Here is an 18,847-nt window from a genome sequence, read left to right on the forward strand (position 1 = left end):
AAAAAGTTATATAGCTTATAGCTTTGAGCTGGATCTTAGAGCGGCAGCTGAGTCTACAGCTGGTTCTCTTTGATACATACTGTAGCATTATACCATTTTTTAAGAAAATTAAAAATGTAAAAAAGACCAATCTATGTTATAATAGTGGCAAAGAAAAAAGAAAGCCCTAAAAGGCTTTTTTATTATGAAAGGAAATGCCAATGTTAGACTCATTTGATAAGGGCTGGTTTGTCCTTCAAACCTACTCAGGTTACGAAAATAAAGTAAAAGAAAATCTTTTGCAACGTGCGCAGACTTACAATATGACAGAAAATATCCTACGTGTCGAGATACCGACTCAGACAGTCAATGTTGAAAAAAATGGACAAACCAAGGAAATCGAAGAAAATCGTTTCCCTGGCTACGTTCTTGTTGAGATGGTCATGACGGATGAAGCCTGGTTTGTTGTCCGTAATACACCAAATGTCACTGGTTTTGTAGGCTCTCATGGTAACCGCTCAAAACCAACACCTCTTTTGGAGGAGGAAATCCGTGCCATCCTTCTATCCATGGGGCAAACAGTCGATGTCATTGATACCAATATTAAGGTTGGTGATGTTGTTCAAATCATTGACGGAGCCTTTATGGGACAAGAAGGACGTGTTACTGAGATTGAAAACAACAAGGTCAAAATTATGATCAATATGTTTGGCTCAGAAACAGCAGCTGAAGTAGAGCTTTATCAAATCGCAGAACTATAAGAGTGAGTGGGCAAAAAGTTCTCTGTGCTAGTCCAGTAACTGTAAAACACTATCAAAGAGTTTGGAGCTTTTGCTTCAGACTCTTTTTATAGAGCAGAAAAAAACATAAATTTCCTTAGAAGTGAGGAAAAAATATATATGGTCATTCTTACTTTTTCCTCCTATAATTGAGATGAAATGGCAGAGGTAACCGTTATGGACCTCCGCCTAACAAAGTTTTTAGTATCAGGAGGGAAAAATGTCTAGATTACCAAAAGATTTTTTATGGGGTGGTGCAGTAGCAGCCCATCAATTGGAAGGTGGCTGGCAGGAAGGCGGCAAGGGAATTTCCGTTGCTGATGTCATGACAGCAGGCCGGCATGGTGTTCCACGTGAGATCACTGATGGTGTGATTGAAGGCAAATACTACCCCAATCATGAGGCCATTGATTTTTATCACCGCTACAAGGAAGATATCAAACTCTTCGCAGAAATGGGCTTTAAATGTTTCCGGACCTCTATTGCTTGGACCCGCATCTTTCCAAATGGGAATGAAACTGAGCCCAATGAAGCAGGCCTGCAGTTTTATGATGACCTCTTTGATGAATGTCTCAAATATGGTATAGAGCCGGTTGTGACCCTGTCGCATTTTGAGTTGCCTTATCATCTGGTTACTGAATATGGTGGCTTTACCAACCGCAAGGTTATTGATTTCTTTGTTCGCTTTGCAGAAGTTTGTTTCCGTCGTTATAAAGACAAGGTCAAATACTGGATGACCTTCAATGAAATCAACAACCAAGCCAATTATCAAGAAGATTTTGCACCTTTTACTAATTCAGGTATTGTCTATAAAGAAGGCGATGACCGTGAAGCTATTATGTACAGAGCAGCCCACTATGAATTGGTAGCGTCTGCGCGTGCGGTCAAGATTGGTCATGAGATTAATCCTGACTTGCAGATTGGTTGCATGATTGCCATGTGCCCTATCTATCCGGCAACCTGTAAGCCATCTGATGTTTTGATGGCGCAAAAAGCCATGCAAAAGCGTTATTACTTTGCTGATGTACATGTGCATGGCTATTATCCAGAACACATCCTAAAATACTGGGAACGTAAAGGCATTGATGTTGATGTGACTGACCAAGATAAGAAAGACTTATTAGCTGGAACCGTTGATTATATCGGCTTTAGCTACTACATGTCCTTTGCCATTGACAGTCACCGTCCAAATAACCCACATTATGACTATCTGGAAACGGAAGACTTGGTCAAAAATAACTACGTTAAAGCATCCGAATGGGACTGGCAGATTGATCCTGAAGGCCTGCGTTATGCTCTCAACTGGTTTACTGATATGTATCACCTGCCGCTCTTTATTGTAGAAAATGGTTTTGGTGCTATTGACCAAGTGGCAGAGGATGGCATGGTACATGATGATTATCGGATTGATTACCTAAAGGCCCATATTGAACAGATGATTAAGGCTGTTGATGAAGACGGTGTTGATCTCATGGGCTACACACCTTGGGGCTGTATCGACCTTGTATCTGCAGGAACAGGGGAAATGCGCAAGCGCTATGGTTTTATTTATGTGGACAAACATGATGATGGCACAGGAACCTATGCCCGTTCACCTAAGCAATCATTCAACTGGTATAAAGAGGTCATTGCTTCAAATGGAGAACACTTATAGTCTGCTAGATGCGTTATTAAATCTAAGACTATAATCCATCTGAATGGCTTCTAAAAATAGTCAGAGAAGGAAGGGTGATGTTTATGTGGCATACTATTTTGAATAGCTTACTTGCCATTGCTATACTAGTCCTAATGGTTTACCTTGTTTTGTGGGTAAGAAAAAGAATAACCACGCCGACCTATCAGGGGAAAAATGGCAAGCTGACGAGCACATACTTCATTAGTTTTAAGGAAACTGATAAGCCGGATATTCGCCAAAATGCCAATCTGATGAATGTTTTATCCATAAAATATGAAACGCCAGATGGTTTTGTCGTTGCATCAACCATCAATGATGTTAAATTGCGGCAGTTAATCATGCAAGAATATCAGCTTAAGCTCAAAAACGTTATCATCACTTACCGGCAGGTTGTTTAAGTGGACTTATTATAAAGGCAAAAGACCAACTGAAAAAGTTGGTCTTTTTTAGCGGAAATTTTAAAGAAATAGATTTCCAAAGTTTCCGTATCAATAGAGATATTTTCCGCTGGGATACGGAAAAAGTAGCTATGCATATATTGAAAGCGCTGTTATATAATGAAACTAGAAATAAACGAAAAGGAGCCTCATGTTATGACAAAACAAGCTTTGATTATTTGTGCAGGTGGTATGTCTTCTTCCATGATCGCTAAAAAGACAATGACCATGTTGCAAGAACAGGGAGAAGACATTGAAATGGATGCCGTTGGTGTGCCAGAAGGTCAAAAACGCATTGAAGCAGATAAATACGACCTCTATCTGGTCAGCCCTCAGACAAAAATGAATTTCAAGCAGTTGGCAGATGCTGCTGCTAAAAAGAACAAGCCTATCGTTCAAATTCCTCCACAAGCCTATATCCCTATTCCAATGGGAATTGAGAAAATGGCAGCCTTGGTTAAGGAAAATATCTAAATTTAGTGAGAGGAGAGTGTCTCATGCTGAACAAACGTGAAAGACAAATTCTCCAGATTCTTATTAAAAACAAGGATCACTATACAACCAGTCAAGAATTGGCTGATCAACTTGAGTGTTCAGATAGAACGATTCGGACCTACTACAAATCCTTAGTGGATAAGCTATCTGCCTACCCTAGGTTAGAGTTGACCTCAAAGCAGGGACATGGATATAAATTGGATATTTTAGATGATGAAGAATTCTCTGATTTTTTGGAGGAGCAGCATCTCAATCTATCCCAGCTTCCTTATAGGGAAGTCTCTGATATCAACGACCGTTACAACTATTTACTCAATAAACTTCTTTTTGAGCAAAATGAAATTTACTTTGATGATTTAGCTGATGAGCTCTATGTCAGCCGTTCAACCTTGTCCAGTGATTTTAAAAAAATTCGTGAAAAATTTACTCCCTACCATCTAAAAATTGAGAGTAAGCCTAATAGAGGTGTTTATATCACTGGTAGTGAACGTGATAAGAGACGCTTTATCATGGATTATTTCATCAGTTCGGGATTCGTTAATACCCTGCATACCTACGTTGATAATGATCTATTGAGTCAAAAGATTAGCTTTGAAGAACTCACGATTATCGTTCTTGATGAATGCCGAGAAGGAGAATTAAAGCTCTCCGATTATGTTATTCAAAACTTAGTCATTCACATTGCTCTAGCGATTCGTCGAATTACCGAAGGGTTCAAGATTAGTAAACTTACCGAGGCAGTCGATATTGCTGACCGCTATGAGCGAAAAATTGCCCAGCGTATCCTAGATAGAATCAGCTTGGTGACAGGGATCGATTTTCCCAGTGAGGAAGTCGATTACATCACCCTACATTTAGTAACGAAAAAGCAAGCTAATGCCAATCACATCGTCCAGGAGCAGGAAGATCGTATTCGAGAAGAGTTGCTGGCAGCCATCGATACACTAAATCCAGCTGTCAAAAATGATTTTCAGTTGATCGAAGGCCTGCTATCCCATCTCTCAACCATGCTGATACGCTTGGAAAACGAGGTAGTCTTAGATAATCCGCTGACGGATGAGATTGAGAACAAATATCCAGATATGTATCAACTGGCTGAAAAGACCTTGTCGCTCATGCCGGCCTTCAGCCAGTTTTCTGTATCAAAAGATGAATTGGCTTACATCGCTCTTCATTTCATGGCGGCTAAAGAACGCTACAAAGAGCATACCAAATACAATATCCTCGTTATTTGTGCAACAGGTTATGGCAGCGCCCAAATGCTCAAAAGCCGTATTGAAAACGAATTGGGAAATATCGTCCGTATCCTTGATGTTATTGGCTACTACGAGATTAGTGATGAAAAGCTAGAAGGCATTGATTTTATTGTTTCATCGATTGATCTCTCCACCCTTATTTTCAACATTCCAGTATTTACAGTATCTGTGTTTTTAGATGATGAGGAGATTAGTCATATCAGGCAAGAAATTGCTGGTTTTCAACAAAAGAAACGCATCAGTCATATCACAAAGAAAGATCATAGCTCATTAGAGCAAGTTTTTGATGAATTTTTTGCAAAAGAATCCTTCTTCATTTTTGATAATGCTGAGAAAGAGAAGGTTATCACCCAGCTTATCCATAGCATTGCTGACTATGAAGGTCATCACTTTGAAAGTCGGATGTTAGAGATGGTTAAGCAAAGGGAGCTGATGAGCTCGGTAGTTTTTAGCGATAGCATAGCAGTTCCCCATCCGCTGAAAGCGGTTGGGACCAAGCATCGTGTGGCTGTCGCCCTTGTTCGTCAAGGGTTACAGTGGAGCGGTGATTATCCAAGGATTCGACTGATATTTTTGATTTCTATGTCTGTCTATGAAAATGATGCCTTGCCGATCATTGCTAGCAGTATTGCCGACTTAGTTGATCAATCGGAACTACAGTCTAAAATCTTGACCTGCCAAACTTTTGAAGAGTTTAAAGCGCTATTTTTACAATTAGGAGAAAGGAATTAAAGGTATGAATACAGAAGAGTTACAGGTTGCCGCATTTGAAATCATCCTCAATTCTGGGAATGCGCGTGCTATTGTCCATGAAGCCTTTGACGCTATGCGACAAGGAGATTATGACCTTGCCGAAAAAAAATTAGATCAAGCAAATGAAGAATTCTTAAAAGCTCACCAGTCACAGACTGATCTGCTACAAGAGTATGCTAGTGGTACAGACATCAAGGTAGAAATTATCATGGTACACGCTCAGGATCACTTGATGACAACCATGACCCTGCGGGAAGTAGCCTTGGAAATGCTTGAGTTGTATAAAAAAATTGACTAAGAGGAGGGAAGCTATGGCCGCCTTGACGAATGGAGAAAAAGCAAAAATTGATAACCTGAGAAAAGAAAATGGAATCAAAAACATGTACTACACACGTTATTTTTTGATACGCTATACAGTTGTCTTTTTCTTCTTTGCCAATCTTTATTGGTTTCTATTATTGTCATCATCACATAAATTGGGTATGTCATTTTTGCCTATACTACTAGGCGGTATGGGAGCTATTTGTACGTGGGAACAGTACCAGATGTACACACGTGAGCAAAAACCTGCTCGTATAACACAAAATTATTTTTATATTAATATTGCTGTCAATAGTGTATTAATTTTACTAGCACTATTTAATCAGCACAGATATTTTTTCCCTTTTCTCTCAAGTAATGTAACCGCTCGTTTGTTTATTATTATTATTTTAATGTTAGGAATATTAATATCTGTATGGATGTTAAGAAAACTGTATCGAATCAATCAAAAAACAGATCGGCAGTATTATCGCATTCAAGAATATCTAGCAAGTATTAAATAGTATATTATTTCACACTTTAAGGAGGTTCGAGATGAATAAAGTGTTTGAATTCTTAGAAAAATACCTAATGGGACCGATGAGTATTGTATCCACTTGGCGGCCTGTTCGTGCTATCGTCGCTGCAGGGATGGCTTCTATCCCTTTCACCATTGTAGGATCAATGTTTCTCGTAATTAGTGTTATTCCACAAGCTTTCCCCATGTTGACTTTTTTGAAAGACATCTGGGCGGGATCTTTTGATAAAATTGCACCTTTGTATTTGCAAGGCTATAATTGTACGATGGGGATTTTATCGCTCTATTTTGCCATTGTTATTGGCCATGAGTACACTAAAATTTACGCTGAAGAAAATGGAGAAAATGTTGACCCTGTTTACGGAGCACTCCTTTCTGTCTTCGCCTTCTTCCTAACAATACCACAATTAATTGTTTCTAAGGGAGCATTTGACTATCTGAACGTTAAAGGTGCTACTATCAATGGATGGACAATTGGTAGTAATAGTCTAGATCGCTTATCTACTGCTGGTATGTTTACAGCTATCCTAATGTCCATATTAGCCGTACAATTATATAGACTTTGTATCAATCGTAATTGGGTTGTTAAAATGCCTGATGCGGTACCAGAAGGTGTGTCACGCTCATTCTCAGCATTGATTCCAGCTGGTGTCGTTGCTGTTGCTATTCTTGTCATCAATGGTGCTTTTATCGCCCTTGGAACAGATATTTATCAGGTGATCGCCATTCCCTTTGCTTTCGTTCGTAATATTACAAATAGTTGGTTGGGTATAGTAGTCATTTATCTTCTTGTACACGCATTGTGGATCGTAGGTATTCACGGCGCTAATATCGTCATGGGGCTTGTTAACCCAATACTTTTGACCAATATGGCTGAAAATGCCCATGGTTCTCATATTGCTTTTGCTGGTGAGTTTACCAATTCATATGTTACTATTGGTGGTTCAGGTGCAACATTACTTCTTTGCTTCTATATTGCTTTCTTAGCTAAAGCACCACAGCTAAAACTGCTTGGGCGTGCATCTTTAGGACCTGCCGTTTTCAATATTAATGAGCCATTAATTTTTGGTATGCCGATTGTGTACAATCCGCTTTTAGCACTTCCATTTATCATTGCTCCGATTGTTAGCGCTTCAATTGGCTACTGGTCAGTTAAACTAGGCTTTGCAGGCTTCTCCATTTCGCAATCTCCTTGGCCAACTCCTGTTGGACTTAATGCCTTTATTGGAGCACCAGGTTCAGGAGCTTTTGGAGCCTTCTTGACAGCAATTGTCTGTGCTATCGCTGCCTTTATAGTATGGTATCCATTCATCAAAATGTATGACAATAAACTTCTGAAAGAAGAACAAGAAGCACAGTAAGTTGACAATATTTGGAGATGGACAGAAAGTCCATCTCTTTTTATACCATCGTAGCAAAAAATTGCAATTCCTTCTGGCTTGGTTTATGATAAAACCAATAACTAAAGTGAGGTACTCTTATGTTAACATTTGATCAAGCTGTTGCCCTGATGGAGCCTATTACAGCACTTGCTGCCCGTGAGAAAATTGATGCAAAAGAGAAATTTATTCTCTTTATCGGTCGCCCAACTTGTCCATTTTGCCAACGTTTTGCACCTAAATTAGGTCAGGTCATTGAAGAAAGTGGCGCTAAGGTATACTATTTACACAGTGAAGATATGAGTCAATTTGAGGAAATCCAAGCTCTACGCCAGCGCTACGGTGTGGCGACAGTTCCAGGACTTTTGGTTGCACAAGATGGCTCTGTAAAGGTTGTCTGTGACTCATCCTTGGCACCAGAAGATATTCAAGACTTCATCGCCTAGTCCCAAGCTATAAAGATAAGTTTATAAATCAATGTCTTGTAGCAAATAAAAGTGACCATATAATAAGGCTGAGAACTTTGTCTCAGCCTTTTTTATGATATTTTTACAATTCTGGAAAAAGCTTTTCAATGACTCGAGTTGAGACAACCTGTCCTGGTCCTTGAGCACAGTAGGTGTGCATATACATGAGAGGGTTGAAATTAAGTTCAATGCAGGTTGCATTAGGCGATTGTGGTGAAAATGCTTGCTTGTAGTCAGGGATGATCAGATCAACCCCGCAGACCCAAGCCCCTACGGCATCCGCCATTTGAGCGGCCAGCTTTAGATAACTAGGATGCATCTGCTCAGTCATATCAACCGAATCTCCCCCCGTTGAGATATTGGAGTTTTCCCGCAAATAAACACGCTTATCCTGATCTGGAATACTATGCTGTGTGTAACCTTGCTGCTCCAGCATGAGCCGTTCAATCTCTCCTAGCTGAATCTTTTCAAGAGGAGAGCGATGTCCCGTTCCCCTTAGTGGGTTACGGTTTTTGATAGCAACGAGCTCTTCTATAGTAGAATGACCATCTCCGATCACATGAGCAGGCTGCCTTTGGAGGACAGCTAAGGTTTCTCCCTCCAATACGAAGAAACGATACTCGGTTCCAGCAACATAGTCTTCAACTAAGATACTATCATCCTCAGCCAGGGCTAGCTGTACAGCCTTGATATAATCGTCTCGGCTGACGCCTTCCTTAAAAATTGAGATACCCAAACCAAAATTTGTACTCTTAGGCTTGATGACAATAGCCTTTTGGCGAAAATGCGCAAAATACTGGAGAGCCTCATCTAAGTCATGAAATTCATAGCCACCTGGTACCGGAAAGCCAGCTTGTTGCAGAATTTTTTTGGTGACCGTTTTATTTTCCATAACCAAGGGTGTTACATAGTTATCCCTAGCAGTCATATTGCCATTTTTGACATATTCGATATGATCGCCAAAACTTAATTTGAGGAATTGATCGCTTTCATCTAAAATTTCAAGTGACAGCCCCTTTTGGATAGCATCAAACATGATGAGCTGAGTTGAGAGTTCCATGCTTTCAAAGCCCTTGAGTGCGTAAGGCGCCTGCCAAGCTAAATCGCTGTAAGTCTGTCCTTGTTGACGCCCTAGAGTCTCCAAGGACAGGCTAGTGATGTTTTGGCTCAGACGTCCGGCTACTGTCAGCTCAGGGTTAGCGAGTTGATGTTCGATGTCAGATAAAAGTTGCCCATAGCGATCTGGCAGTTGGAAATGAGAAATAAGTTCTCGCATAGCCGTAAGGATAATCTCTGGATCAGCTGCTTCAGGCAGAGGTTCCAAAGGTCCAGCCTTAGCGATAGTGTCATTCAGTTCTCTAGCTTGCTCAAGCTCTTTGTCGACCTGTTTAGGCTGGTCTAGCCAGAGTAAAGCTAGGATGAAGAGGTGCATAGTATCCAAGGTGGCTTGGCTGATACCTAAGGGATCAAAGGGATCGAGGTCAAAGCAACGAAATTCCAGATAGGTAATCCCTTGCGTCAGAAAGTCTCGACTGCGCTTGGCTCCGCGTAAACGCACGGGCGAATAAAACTCTTTCTCAGCGATTAAGCGGCCATCTGCGACGCAGGCCTCAATATCAGTGACATACTGCTCCAAACTACTGTATGAAACACTGATATCTGATTTATTGACATAGCCCAATGAACTGTTTCGAATAGAGCGAACAGCTGACTCTAGAGAGCTATCAAAAAATCCTTTTTCCGCAATAGGGCTGGCACCATATAAATAGGTCAGCAGCCAGTGGTACTTGATAAAATTTTGAGCCAGCTTAAGATAGAGAGCATTTTTGAAAGCCAGGAGATCGCTATAGCCGCTCTGCTCAAAGAGTTTCTGCATAAGATCTTCTCCCAGACCAAAATTATAGTGAATTCCAGAGATAGACTGCAGTTTTTTCCCATATGTGTCAGCTAAATGCTGGCGATAATGGTATTCAAATGTATCCTCTAGCTGAGCAATGACAATAGCAGACTCCTCAATCCTAGGTGGCATGGATAAGGGCCACAAATATTCGGAGCGATCAATAGAGCGTCCGGCAACATCAGTAATGCCCTTTAAAAAACGCCTAGCTTCCTTAGTTGAATGAGTCACTGGTGTGATGAGTTCAATCTGTGCCTCACTATAATCCGTTTGGATGTAAGGATGGAAATTCCGACTTCCTAAGACTTTAGGATGTTGGAGCTCAGAGAGCTGGTGATCTTGCCGATTGATTCTCAGTGCCTCTCTTTCCAGACCAAAGGATCCCTCAAGAATCGCTAAGTCAGCAGAGCTTTCTTGTAAGATTTGGTTAATTGTCATAGGCGTAGTCTCCTTAAAATAAAACAGTAGTCTAAACGACTTTACTATACACCAGATGGGCAGTTAAACTCAACTTTTCGCTATCCCTCTCTAAGACTAGCAGCAATATCCGAACATTTGTTCGGAGCAAATAGATTCATATGAAAATAAATTCTGGAAAAAGTTTTGCAAAGTGCTAGAATAGAAACATATCTCAGGTATAAAGGAGAATACTGATGTCAAGAAAGAAATATCTCATCTTTGCTCTAGTTTTGATTACCCTACTTGTCAGCCTAGCAGTTGTCAATTTCCCCCATAAACAGGTAACAGCTAAGGAAGCGCAGTGGGGCTATTCTGGAGCAACTGGTCCAGATCACTGGGGAGAGCTTAATCTCAAAGACTATCAAGGAAATGGCGACGGCCAATCGCCTATCGATATTACTGGAGCCAAGGACCTAGATCTTCCAAAGCTCGATTTAGATTATAAAGATTCCCAAGCTTCAGTAGAAGATAATGGGCACACGATTGAAGTGGAAGTTAAAGGTGGTAAGGACACTCTGACTATCGCAAACAAGGTCTATAAATTAGAGCAATTCCATTTTCATAATCCTAGCGAAAATCACATTGACGGAAAGACCTACCCTCTAGAAGGTCACTTTGTCTACAAGACGGATCAAGGAGAGATGACAGTGGTCTCTGTTCTCTATCAGTATGGCAAGGAAAATAAAGAGCTAAAAGCCGTCTGGGACAAGATGACTAATAAAGTTGATAAGAAAATCCCTCTTTCAGATCATTTAGACCTCAGTGCCTTTTACCCTGCTAGTCATGACTACTATAACTTCGAAGGGTCACTCACAACGCCACCCTGTACGGAAGGTGTCAACTGGATTGTCTTCAAAGAGCAAAAATCAATTAGTAAAGCACAGGTTAAGAAGTTTTCAAAAACTCTAGGCTTCAAAAATGCTCGCCCCATCCAACCCACAAACGGTCGAGAAATCAAAGAATGAGGGTAGGGTTCAACTAGCATCGGAGGCTAGAACGAAGCCCCAGGCTCCTTACCCTCCTCCAAGATTTATTAGACTCTCTTGCACCTTACAGCCTTCTTGCCAAGAAAAGTAAGGACAAGACGAATGTTCGGTTTTTGCTTGAAAATGAGGAGCATACGCAGATTTGGTTAATATTTATAGTCGATTTCGCTGTATTCTTGGAAAAGTGTTAGAATTTTTGCTATAATAAGGTGTTTGTAAAAATGAGTAGGTACGAAATCTACCACTTTATATCTAGAAAGGTGAGGGAGCTTCTATCAAGAGTTGCCCAATAGAATAGTATGACATCAGTAGTAGTTGTTGGAACCCAGTGGGGGGATGAAGGTAAAGGAAAAATTACGGACTTTTTGAGCCAGGATGCTGAGGTCATCGCCCGCTACCAAGGAGGGGATAATGCAGGGCACACCATCGTCATCGATGGTAAAACCTTTAAGCTCCACCTGATTCCTTCAGGGATCTTCTTTTCTGAAAAATTAGCTGTCATTGGTAATGGTGTGGTCATCAATCCAAAGTCCCTAGTTGAGGAACTGGACTATCTTCATAACCAAGGGGTCACAACCGATAATCTACGTATATCTGACCGTGCCCATATTATCTTGCCCTACCATATCAAGTTAGATCAGCTTCAAGAAGCTTCTAAAGGAGATAATAAAATCGGAACCACCAATAAGGGGATCGGCCCTGCTTATATGGATAAGGCGGCTCGTATTGGAATCCGTATGGCAGATCTATTGGATAAAGATATTTTTGCAGAGCGCTTGAAGATCAATCTAGCAGAAAAAAATCGCCTCTTTGAAAAAATGTATGAGAGCGATGCTCTGGCCTTTGAGTCTATCTTCCAAGAATATTACGACTACGGTCAACAGATCAAGAAATATGTGACAGATACGTCTGTTATCCTGAACGATGCCTTAGACAGTGGCAAGCGCGTGCTCTTTGAGGGAGCCCAAGGGGTCATGCTGGACATCGATCAAGGGACTTATCCCTTTGTTACCTCATCTAATCCAGTAGCTGGTGGCGTGACGATTGGCTCTGGTGTAGGACCAAGCAAAATCAATAAGGTGGTTGGTGTCTGCAAAGCCTACACAAGTCGTGTTGGTGATGGGCCTTTCCCAACTGAACTAAACGATGAGACTGGTGATCGTATCCGTGAAATCGGTCACGAATACGGGACAACTACAGGTCGTCCTCGCCGAGTTGGCTGGTTTGATTCGGTTGTTATGCGCCACAGTCGTCGAGTATCAGGAATTACCAATCTATCCCTCAATTCGATCGATGTCCTTTCGGGGCTTGCTACCGTTAAAATCTGCGTAGCTTATGATCTTGATGGTCAGCGCATCGATCACTATCCTGCTAGCTTGGAGCAACTCAAACGTTGTAAACCTATCTATGAGGAACTGCCAGGCTGGTCAGAGGATATCACAGGCTGTCGCAGTCTGGATGAACTTCCAGAGAATGCACGTAACTACGTTCGTCGTGTCGGTGAACTTGTTGGCGTTCGTATCTCTACCTTATCGGTTGGACCAGACCGAGACCAAACCAATATTTTAGAAAGCGTCTGGGCAAATATCTAAACCAAGATACAAAGCCCCTGAGTGATGCAAAGCAAAAGATACAAAATAAAAATACCGCCAGAAAGTGATTATCTGGCGGTATTTGTTCGTTTATAAGTTCATCGCTTGGCCATTGTGACGAAAGTAAATTTATCAGGTCGATAGCTGATAGAGCCGTACTGGAAAAGTTGTCCATTTGAAAGATGAGTCCAACTGGTTACAACAGCTACCATTTTAAAGTCACCTAGATCCATATTAGCCTGTTCCTCTTCAGTCGCAAAACGAAAGGAAATTTCACGACGAGCATGAGTGATGTGCAAGCCGAGTTCATTTTCTAAATGCCGATAGATAGATTTCTCCGCAATCTCTTTATTGAGATAAGGCACAAGCCGTCTATCAAAATAGGAGAGCTCAAATTCGATACGTTCGTCGTTGATCAAGCGCCGACGTCCTACACGATAGAAATCGATGCTGTCATCAACCTTGAAAACCTCCATGATCTCTTGCTCACCCTGAACAATGTAGAGACTATCCAGCTGTGTTTTAATATCTAACTGAGAATCTTTGTTAAGCTCATCAGATGTCTTGATTTCAGAGAGGTAATTGTTTTTGGTACGTCCGTGTTCCATAACAATGGAATTACGCCCTCTCATTTTTTGAATGTAACCATCTAATTCTAATAGGGATAAGGCCTTTCGAATAGTGTCTTTAGAAAAGCCATAAATTTCCATCAGATCATTTTCTGTTTGAAGCTCTTGATTAGGCTGGAGACTGCCGTTCTCAATTTGCTCCTTAATATCTTCATAGACTTGTCTGTATTTACTTTTGGGTACATTAACTTTATTATCCATGGTCTGATTCTAGCATAACAGACTTATAAAAATCTATAAAATTACGTATCAAATAGTAGAAACCCAAAAAATATACGTAATAAAGATAAAACAACAAAAAAGAATTACGGAAAACTCATTGACTAAAGAAAGCGCTTCCAGTATAATTGGTTGTATACAAATAAAAGAGAAGCAAGAGTGACTTGCTGGAGGTGACAAATGGGGAAACGTAGAAGCGGTATCTTGATGCACATCACATCACTACCGGGTGCAAGAGGGATAGGCTCTTTTGGTCAAGCGGCCTACGACTTTGTAGATTTCTTAGCAGAAACCAAGCAGAGCTACTGGCAAATCTTACCATTGACAACAACAAGCTATGGGGATTCACCCTACCAATCCTTTTCGGCAGTGGCAGGCAATACGAATCTTATTGATTTAGATATATTGAGTCAGCAAGGATGGATCAGTCAGGCAGATCTGGAAGCGGCGGATTATGGTGACAATCCTGAATCTGTAGATTACGGTCGCTTATTTGTTAGTCGCCGTCCGCTTTTAGAAGAGGCAGCAGCTAACTTTCTGGCTGCTCAAGAGAACCTATCCAGATTAGCAGATTTTGAAGAGAAAAACAATGCTTGGCTTGACGATTATGCTGAATTTATGGCTTTTAAAGAATATTTTGGTCAAAAGGCATTGCAACAATGGGATGACAAGTCAGCCATTCTAAGAGACCCCTCAACAATGAACGACCTCCGTGAAAAGCTAGCAGATACTATTACTTACCATAAAGTGGCTCAGTATTTTTTCTTTACCCAATGGGGTGCTTTAAAAAAATATGCTAATGAGTCAGGCATTGAGATCATTGGAGATATGCCAATCTATGTATCGGCTGACAGTGTGGAAGTTTGGACGAAACCAGAGTTATTTAAGCTAGATCAGGAACGTTGCCCAGTTTATGTAGCAGGTGTTCCAGCTGATGAATTCAGTGATGAAGGACAGTACTGGGGCAATCCCATCTATGATTGGTCGGCGCATCAAGCGAGTGGCTTTGCCTGGTGGATCTATCGTGTCCAAGAAAGTCTTAAACTATATGACGTTATTCGTATTGATCATTTTAAGGGGTTCTCAGATTTTTGGCAGGTTGATGCTAAGTATGATACGGCAAGGTATGGTACCTGGCAACCAGGGCCAGGTTATGACTTGTTCCAGGCTATCGATTCAGCCTTGGGTCAAGCTCCTATTATTGCCGAAAATCTAGGCTATATTGATGATAAAGCCAATCGGTTATTGTCAGATACAGGATTTCCTGGTATGAAGATTGTTCAATTTGGACTACAGGGACCAGATCCAGAAAACAGGGATTTACCGCATTTTTATACGGCAAATGCCATAGCCTACACGGGTACACATGATAATGATGTGATCCGTGGCTGGTATGAAAGTTTATCGGACCAGGCAAAAGTTTATACAGACGAATATACACATCGCGCGCCTGGTGAACCTATCAGCCAAGCCCTGCTACGCACACTTTATGCCACAGTCAGCGATGTGGTTATCGCAACCATGCAAGATGTGTTGGATTTGCCAAGCTCTAGTCGGATGAATACCCCCAACACCGTTGGCCATAATTGGAAATGGCGCATGACTAAGGACCACTTAACACAAGATCGAAAAGAGTTCCTAAAAGCTATTACAGAGCGTTATCACAGAGGCTAAGCCATATGTCACTCACAGGATCTAGGGGAAAAGAAACTGTCATATTTAGAAAGTTCAGCCTATCTTTAAGAATGATTCAGCTAAAATTTTGATTGGCAAACGGTGATACCTTACAAGGAGGACTGAGGATGAAACTTCTGACGCTGAATGTTCATGCCTGGTTAGAAGAGGAGCAAGATCGAAAATTATCTATTCTAGCAGATACTATTGTTGAAAATAAGTACGATGTTATTGCGCTTCAAGAAGTTAATCAAAAAATCTCTTCTTCAAAAGTCACAGAGATTCTTAAAGAAGATAATTACGGACTGATTTTACAATCCTTGATAGCAGAGCGAGGAGTCAGTGATTATACCTACCATTGGACCAATTCTCATATTGGTTATGGTCGCTACGATGAAGGCCTTGCGCTTCTAACTAAGTATAAAGTTTTAGATGTTGAAGATTTTTATACCTCTAAAAGCCAAAGTGTTGACACGATTGATTCTCGGAAAATTATCCGACTCAAGGTCGATGTGGAAGGAACTCCAGTTGAAATTTATAGCTGCCACATGAACCTTCCGACTAGCAAAACGGAAACTCAAAGTGATAATCTCAATCGGCTAGTCAATCATTCAGACTTTGGAGGTCTTAAAATTTTTATGGGCGACTTTAATACAGATGCCCTTGGCAATACAGCAGATTATCACCATATCTTAGAATATGGTCTGCTAGATACCTATTTGCTGGCGCAGGATAGAGATGACGGTGTGACAGTGTCTCAGGGAATTGATGGCTGGAAAGAGCAGCAAAATGATAAACGCTTAGACTATATTTTTGTCAGTCATAAGGTTCCTGTCCAATCCAGTCGAGTCATCTTCAACCATAAAAATTACCCCGTCGTATCTGACCACTTCGGCGTTGAAGTTATGCTGTCCATTTGATCTTGTTTGAATAAAATTTGCTTAGATAATATAACAATATAAGGAGAATAATATGAAGGTTATAAAAAATTTAGCCAGTTTCGAATTTTGGCAAAAATTCGGGAAGTGCTTAATGGTTGTTATTGCAGTTATGCCGGCTGCAGGACTGATGATCAGTATTGGGAACTCTCTTGCCCTAATAGCTCCCAACAATGCTATCTGGGTGCAAGTTACTAACTTGATTGCCCAGATAGGTTGGGGCTTCCTAAATAATTTGCATTTGCTTTTTGCACTAGCTATTGGAGGTAGTTGGGCAAAAGAGCGTGCGGGTGGTGCTTTCTCTGCTGGGATTGCCTTCATATTGATTAACCTGATTACGGGTAATTTCTATGGCGTAACCACTGATATGCTAGCTGATGATAAAGCGGTGGTTCATAATGTTTTTGGCGGTGCTATGCATGTACCAGACTACTTTATCAATGTGCTTAACCAACCTGCCCTTAACATGGGGGTCTTTGTTGGTATTATTGCAGGTTTTGTCGGTGCGACAGCTTTCAATAAATACTACAATTTCCGTAAATTACCGGATGTATTAACATTTTTCAATGGAAAGCGCTTTGTTCCCTTTATTGTTATTATTCGCTCTGCTATTGTGGGACTTTTATTAGCTATATTCTGGCCCCTTGTCCAGTCTGCTATCAATAGCTTTGGTCAATGGTTGGCTAACTCACAAGATACTGCTCCTTTTATTGCGCCATTCCTTTATGGGACTCTGGAGCGGCTCTTGTTGCCGTTTGGTTTGCACCACATGCTGACAATTCCAATGAACTATACACAATTAGGTGGAACCTACCATTCTATTACAACTGGTAAAGACGTACTGGGACAAGATCCCTTATGGTTGGCTTGGGTTACCGATTTGATCCACCTCAAAGGATCAGATCCTACTAAATATCATGAACTGCTGACTACTGTGACCCCAGCTCGCTTCAAAGTTGGTCAAATGATCGGTTCTTCAGGGATCTTGATGGGAATGACGATCGCTATGTATCGCAATGTTGATCCTGATAAGAAGAAAAAGTATAAGTCTATGTTTATCTCTGCTGCAGCAGCGACCTTCCTAACAGGTGTAACAGAACCACTGGAATATATGTTTATGTTTGCGGCTATACCACTTTATTTGGTTTATGCTGTCATCCAAGGATTAGCCTTTGCAGTGGCAGATTTAGTCCCTCTGCGTCTTCATTCATTTGGTAATATTGAGCTTTTGACTAGGACGCCGATGGCGATCAAAGCTGGCCTAGGCCTTGATGTGATCAACTTCATCTGGGTTACAACTCTCTTTGGATTTGCTTCTTACTTTATGGCTAACTTTATGATTAAAAAATTTAATCTTGCAACCTCAGGGCGCAATGGTAACTATGATAGTGAAGAAGTAGACGAAGCTATCCATGCTAATAATACTGAAGCCGGTATTTCTGCTGATTCACAAATTGTTCAAATCATTAACCTTCTAGGGGGACAAGATAACATTGAAGATGTTGATGCCTGTATGACACGTTTGCGTGTGACTGTTAAAGACATGGCACAGGTTGGATCTGAGACTGACTGGAAGAAGGCCGGAGCCCTTGGTTTAGTCACCCAAGGTCATGGCGTGCAAGCCGTTTATGGACCTAAAGCTGATGGTCTCAAGACAGATATTCAAGATCTTCTTGATTCAGGAGCTCGTATCCCAGTTGTTGACTTCTCTAAGAAAGAAGAAGTAAGTGCTCCTGAAAATGACTTCAAAGGCATTACAGAAACCGTACTTTCAGTAGCAAGTGGTGAGATTATTCCAATTGATCAAGTTAAAGATCCAGTCTTCTCTGGTAAAATGATGGGAGATGGATTTGCAGTAGAACCAACTGATGGCACTGTCTATTCACCCGTATCAGGTGTTGTGACTAGTATTTTCCCCACAAAACATGCTTACGGTCTCTTAACGGACAATGGTCTTGAAGTGCTTGTCCATATCGGAATTGATACTGTCAGTCTAAATGGATTGCCGTTCTCTCCTAAAGTAAGCCAAGGTCAGCGTGTTGAAGCTGGTGAACTACTTGCTGTTGCGGATCTATCAGCTCTTGAAGCCGCAGGAAAAGAAAAAACAATCATGGTTGTCTTCACTAACGCAGCAGAAGTTAAGTCAGTAACCCTTGAAAACCTCGGGAATCAACCAGCTCAAACAGTAGCTGCTCAGGTTGAAATTTAGAGAAAAAATAGCATAATTACTATTCTAATAAACAGATTTACTAACGAGGTCAAAATAGATGTGGCCTCGTTTTTAAGTCATTCGAAATAAGAAATAATCTGCATTCTAGGTTTGTTAAAAAATAAAGACACATCAGAGAGTTTGAATTGTAATAATAAATTTCAATGGGGCATCCATGTAGCCGAC

General features: G+C 41.0%; 16 protein-coding genes. 14 read left to right on the forward strand and 2 right to left on the reverse strand.

Features of this window, described 5'->3' with window-relative positions:
* Positions 1–200 precede the first annotated feature (200 nt).
* The 9 genes from nusG to AC4HAI_RS04795 all read left to right on the forward strand — a co-directional run bounded on the left by nusG (position 201) and on the right by AC4HAI_RS04795 (position 8,037).
* Entirely contained in the window at positions 201–740 is a 540-nt protein-coding gene (nusG, locus tag AC4HAI_RS04755) for a transcription termination/antitermination protein NusG (RefSeq protein WP_491078555.1), read from the forward strand.
* A gap of 238 nt (positions 741–978) precedes the next feature.
* Entirely contained in the window at positions 979–2,412 is a 1,434-nt protein-coding gene (locus tag AC4HAI_RS04760) for a 6-phospho-beta-glucosidase (protein WP_491110642.1), read from the forward strand.
* 77 nt (positions 2,413–2,489) lie between these two features.
* Positions 2,490–2,831, forward strand: a complete 342-nt coding sequence (locus tag AC4HAI_RS04765; protein WP_491078553.1) for a hypothetical protein — start codon at positions 2,490–2,492, stop codon at positions 2,829–2,831.
* A gap of 195 nt (positions 2,832–3,026) precedes the next feature.
* Complete coding sequence (locus tag AC4HAI_RS04770) at positions 3,027–3,344, forward strand: PTS cellobiose transporter subunit IIB (RefSeq protein WP_491110644.1); 318 nt, start codon at positions 3,027–3,029, stop codon at positions 3,342–3,344.
* A 23-nt stretch (positions 3,345–3,367) separates the two neighbouring features.
* The gene (locus AC4HAI_RS04775; RefSeq protein ID WP_491110645.1) at positions 3,368–5,353 is read left to right on the forward strand and encodes a BglG family transcription antiterminator; all 1,986 of its coding nucleotides are present in this window, start codon (positions 3,368–3,370) and stop codon (positions 5,351–5,353) included.
* Between the two features lie 4 nt (positions 5,354–5,357).
* The gene (locus AC4HAI_RS04780; protein ID WP_491078551.1) at positions 5,358–5,672 is read left to right on the forward strand and encodes a PTS cellobiose transporter subunit IIA; all 315 of its coding nucleotides are present in this window, start codon (positions 5,358–5,360) and stop codon (positions 5,670–5,672) included.
* Between the two features lie 13 nt (positions 5,673–5,685).
* Positions 5,686–6,198, forward strand: coding sequence for a hypothetical protein (locus AC4HAI_RS04785; protein WP_491110646.1), 513 nt, complete (start codon positions 5,686–5,688; stop codon positions 6,196–6,198).
* Between the two features lie 31 nt (positions 6,199–6,229).
* A complete protein-coding gene (gene celB, locus AC4HAI_RS04790; RefSeq protein ID WP_491078549.1) occupies positions 6,230–7,573 on the forward strand; it encodes a PTS cellobiose transporter subunit IIC in 1,344 nt (447 codons plus the stop codon).
* A gap of 119 nt (positions 7,574–7,692) precedes the next feature.
* A complete protein-coding gene (locus AC4HAI_RS04795; RefSeq protein WP_491078548.1) occupies positions 7,693–8,037 on the forward strand; it encodes a DUF6568 family protein in 345 nt (114 codons plus the stop codon).
* 103 nt (positions 8,038–8,140) lie between these two features.
* On the opposite strand, the gene gshAB is transcribed toward AC4HAI_RS04795, so the two are convergent.
* Positions 8,141–10,393, reverse strand: a complete 2,253-nt coding sequence (gene gshAB / locus AC4HAI_RS04800) for a bifunctional glutamate--cysteine ligase GshA/glutathione synthetase GshB (protein ID WP_491110647.1) — start codon at positions 10,391–10,393, stop codon at positions 8,141–8,143.
* 215 nt (positions 10,394–10,608) lie between these two features.
* Here gshAB and AC4HAI_RS04805 point away from each other — a divergent pair, with 215 nt between their 5' ends.
* Together AC4HAI_RS04805 and AC4HAI_RS04810 are read left to right on the forward strand one after the other, a co-directional pair.
* Positions 10,609–11,379, forward strand: a complete 771-nt coding sequence (locus AC4HAI_RS04805; protein ID WP_491078546.1) for a carbonic anhydrase — start codon at positions 10,609–10,611, stop codon at positions 11,377–11,379.
* 320 nt (positions 11,380–11,699) lie between these two features.
* Positions 11,700–12,992, forward strand: coding sequence for an adenylosuccinate synthase (locus AC4HAI_RS04810; RefSeq protein ID WP_491078545.1), 1,293 nt, complete (start codon positions 11,700–11,702; stop codon positions 12,990–12,992).
* Between the two features lie 98 nt (positions 12,993–13,090).
* On the opposite strand, the gene AC4HAI_RS04815 is transcribed toward AC4HAI_RS04810, so the two are convergent.
* On the reverse strand, positions 13,091–13,822 hold the full coding sequence (locus AC4HAI_RS04815; protein ID WP_491078544.1) for a UTRA domain-containing protein: 732 nt from the start codon (positions 13,820–13,822) through the stop codon (positions 13,091–13,093).
* A 198-nt stretch (positions 13,823–14,020) separates the two neighbouring features.
* Here AC4HAI_RS04815 and malQ point away from each other — a divergent pair, with 198 nt between their 5' ends.
* The 3 genes from malQ (at position 14,021) to AC4HAI_RS04830 (ending at position 18,661) form a co-directional block, all read left to right on the forward strand.
* Positions 14,021–15,514, forward strand: coding sequence for a 4-alpha-glucanotransferase (gene malQ / locus AC4HAI_RS04820; protein WP_491110648.1), 1,494 nt, complete (start codon positions 14,021–14,023; stop codon positions 15,512–15,514).
* A 128-nt stretch (positions 15,515–15,642) separates the two neighbouring features.
* A complete protein-coding gene (locus AC4HAI_RS04825; protein WP_491078542.1) occupies positions 15,643–16,434 on the forward strand; it encodes an endonuclease/exonuclease/phosphatase family protein in 792 nt (263 codons plus the stop codon).
* Between the two features lie 52 nt (positions 16,435–16,486).
* The gene (locus AC4HAI_RS04830) at positions 16,487–18,661 is read left to right on the forward strand and encodes a PTS transporter subunit IIBC (protein WP_491078541.1); all 2,175 of its coding nucleotides are present in this window, start codon (positions 16,487–16,489) and stop codon (positions 18,659–18,661) included.
* The last annotated feature ends 186 nt before the right edge of the window (positions 18,662–18,847 follow it).

The organism is Streptococcus sp. ALY_208 (assembly GCF_058314295.1).

Bases quoted from the DNA above. Each gene is read 5' to 3' on its own strand.
- AC4HAI_RS04830 (WP_491078541.1), top strand. From the start codon at position 16,487: ATGAAGGTTATAAAAAATTTAGCCAGTTTCGAATTTTGGCAAAAATTC.
- nusG (WP_491078555.1), top strand. From the start codon at position 201: ATGTTAGACTCATTTGATAAGGGCTGGTTTGTCCTTCAAACCTACTCA.
- AC4HAI_RS04765 (WP_491078553.1), top strand. From the start codon at position 2,490: ATGTTTATGTGGCATACTATTTTGAATAGCTTACTTGCCATTGCTATA.
- malQ (WP_491110648.1), top strand. From the start codon at position 14,021: ATGGGGAAACGTAGAAGCGGTATCTTGATGCACATCACATCACTACCG.
- celB (WP_491078549.1), top strand. From the start codon at position 6,230: ATGAATAAAGTGTTTGAATTCTTAGAAAAATACCTAATGGGACCGATG.
- AC4HAI_RS04770 (WP_491110644.1), top strand. From the start codon at position 3,027: ATGACAAAACAAGCTTTGATTATTTGTGCAGGTGGTATGTCTTCTTCC.
- AC4HAI_RS04825 (WP_491078542.1), top strand. From the start codon at position 15,643: ATGAAACTTCTGACGCTGAATGTTCATGCCTGGTTAGAAGAGGAGCAA.
- AC4HAI_RS04815 (WP_491078544.1), bottom strand. From the start codon at position 13,822: ATGGATAATAAAGTTAATGTACCCAAAAGTAAATACAGACAAGTCTAT.
- AC4HAI_RS04785 (WP_491110646.1), top strand. From the start codon at position 5,686: ATGGCCGCCTTGACGAATGGAGAAAAAGCAAAAATTGATAACCTGAGA.
- AC4HAI_RS04780 (WP_491078551.1), top strand. From the start codon at position 5,358: ATGAATACAGAAGAGTTACAGGTTGCCGCATTTGAAATCATCCTCAAT.
- AC4HAI_RS04760 (WP_491110642.1), top strand. From the start codon at position 979: ATGTCTAGATTACCAAAAGATTTTTTATGGGGTGGTGCAGTAGCAGCC.
- AC4HAI_RS04795 (WP_491078548.1), top strand. From the start codon at position 7,693: ATGTTAACATTTGATCAAGCTGTTGCCCTGATGGAGCCTATTACAGCA.
- AC4HAI_RS04810 (WP_491078545.1), top strand. From the start codon at position 11,700: ATGACATCAGTAGTAGTTGTTGGAACCCAGTGGGGGGATGAAGGTAAA.
- AC4HAI_RS04775 (WP_491110645.1), top strand. From the start codon at position 3,368: ATGCTGAACAAACGTGAAAGACAAATTCTCCAGATTCTTATTAAAAAC.
- gshAB (WP_491110647.1), bottom strand. From the start codon at position 10,393: ATGACAATTAACCAAATCTTACAAGAAAGCTCTGCTGACTTAGCGATT.
- AC4HAI_RS04805 (WP_491078546.1), top strand. From the start codon at position 10,609: ATGTCAAGAAAGAAATATCTCATCTTTGCTCTAGTTTTGATTACCCTA.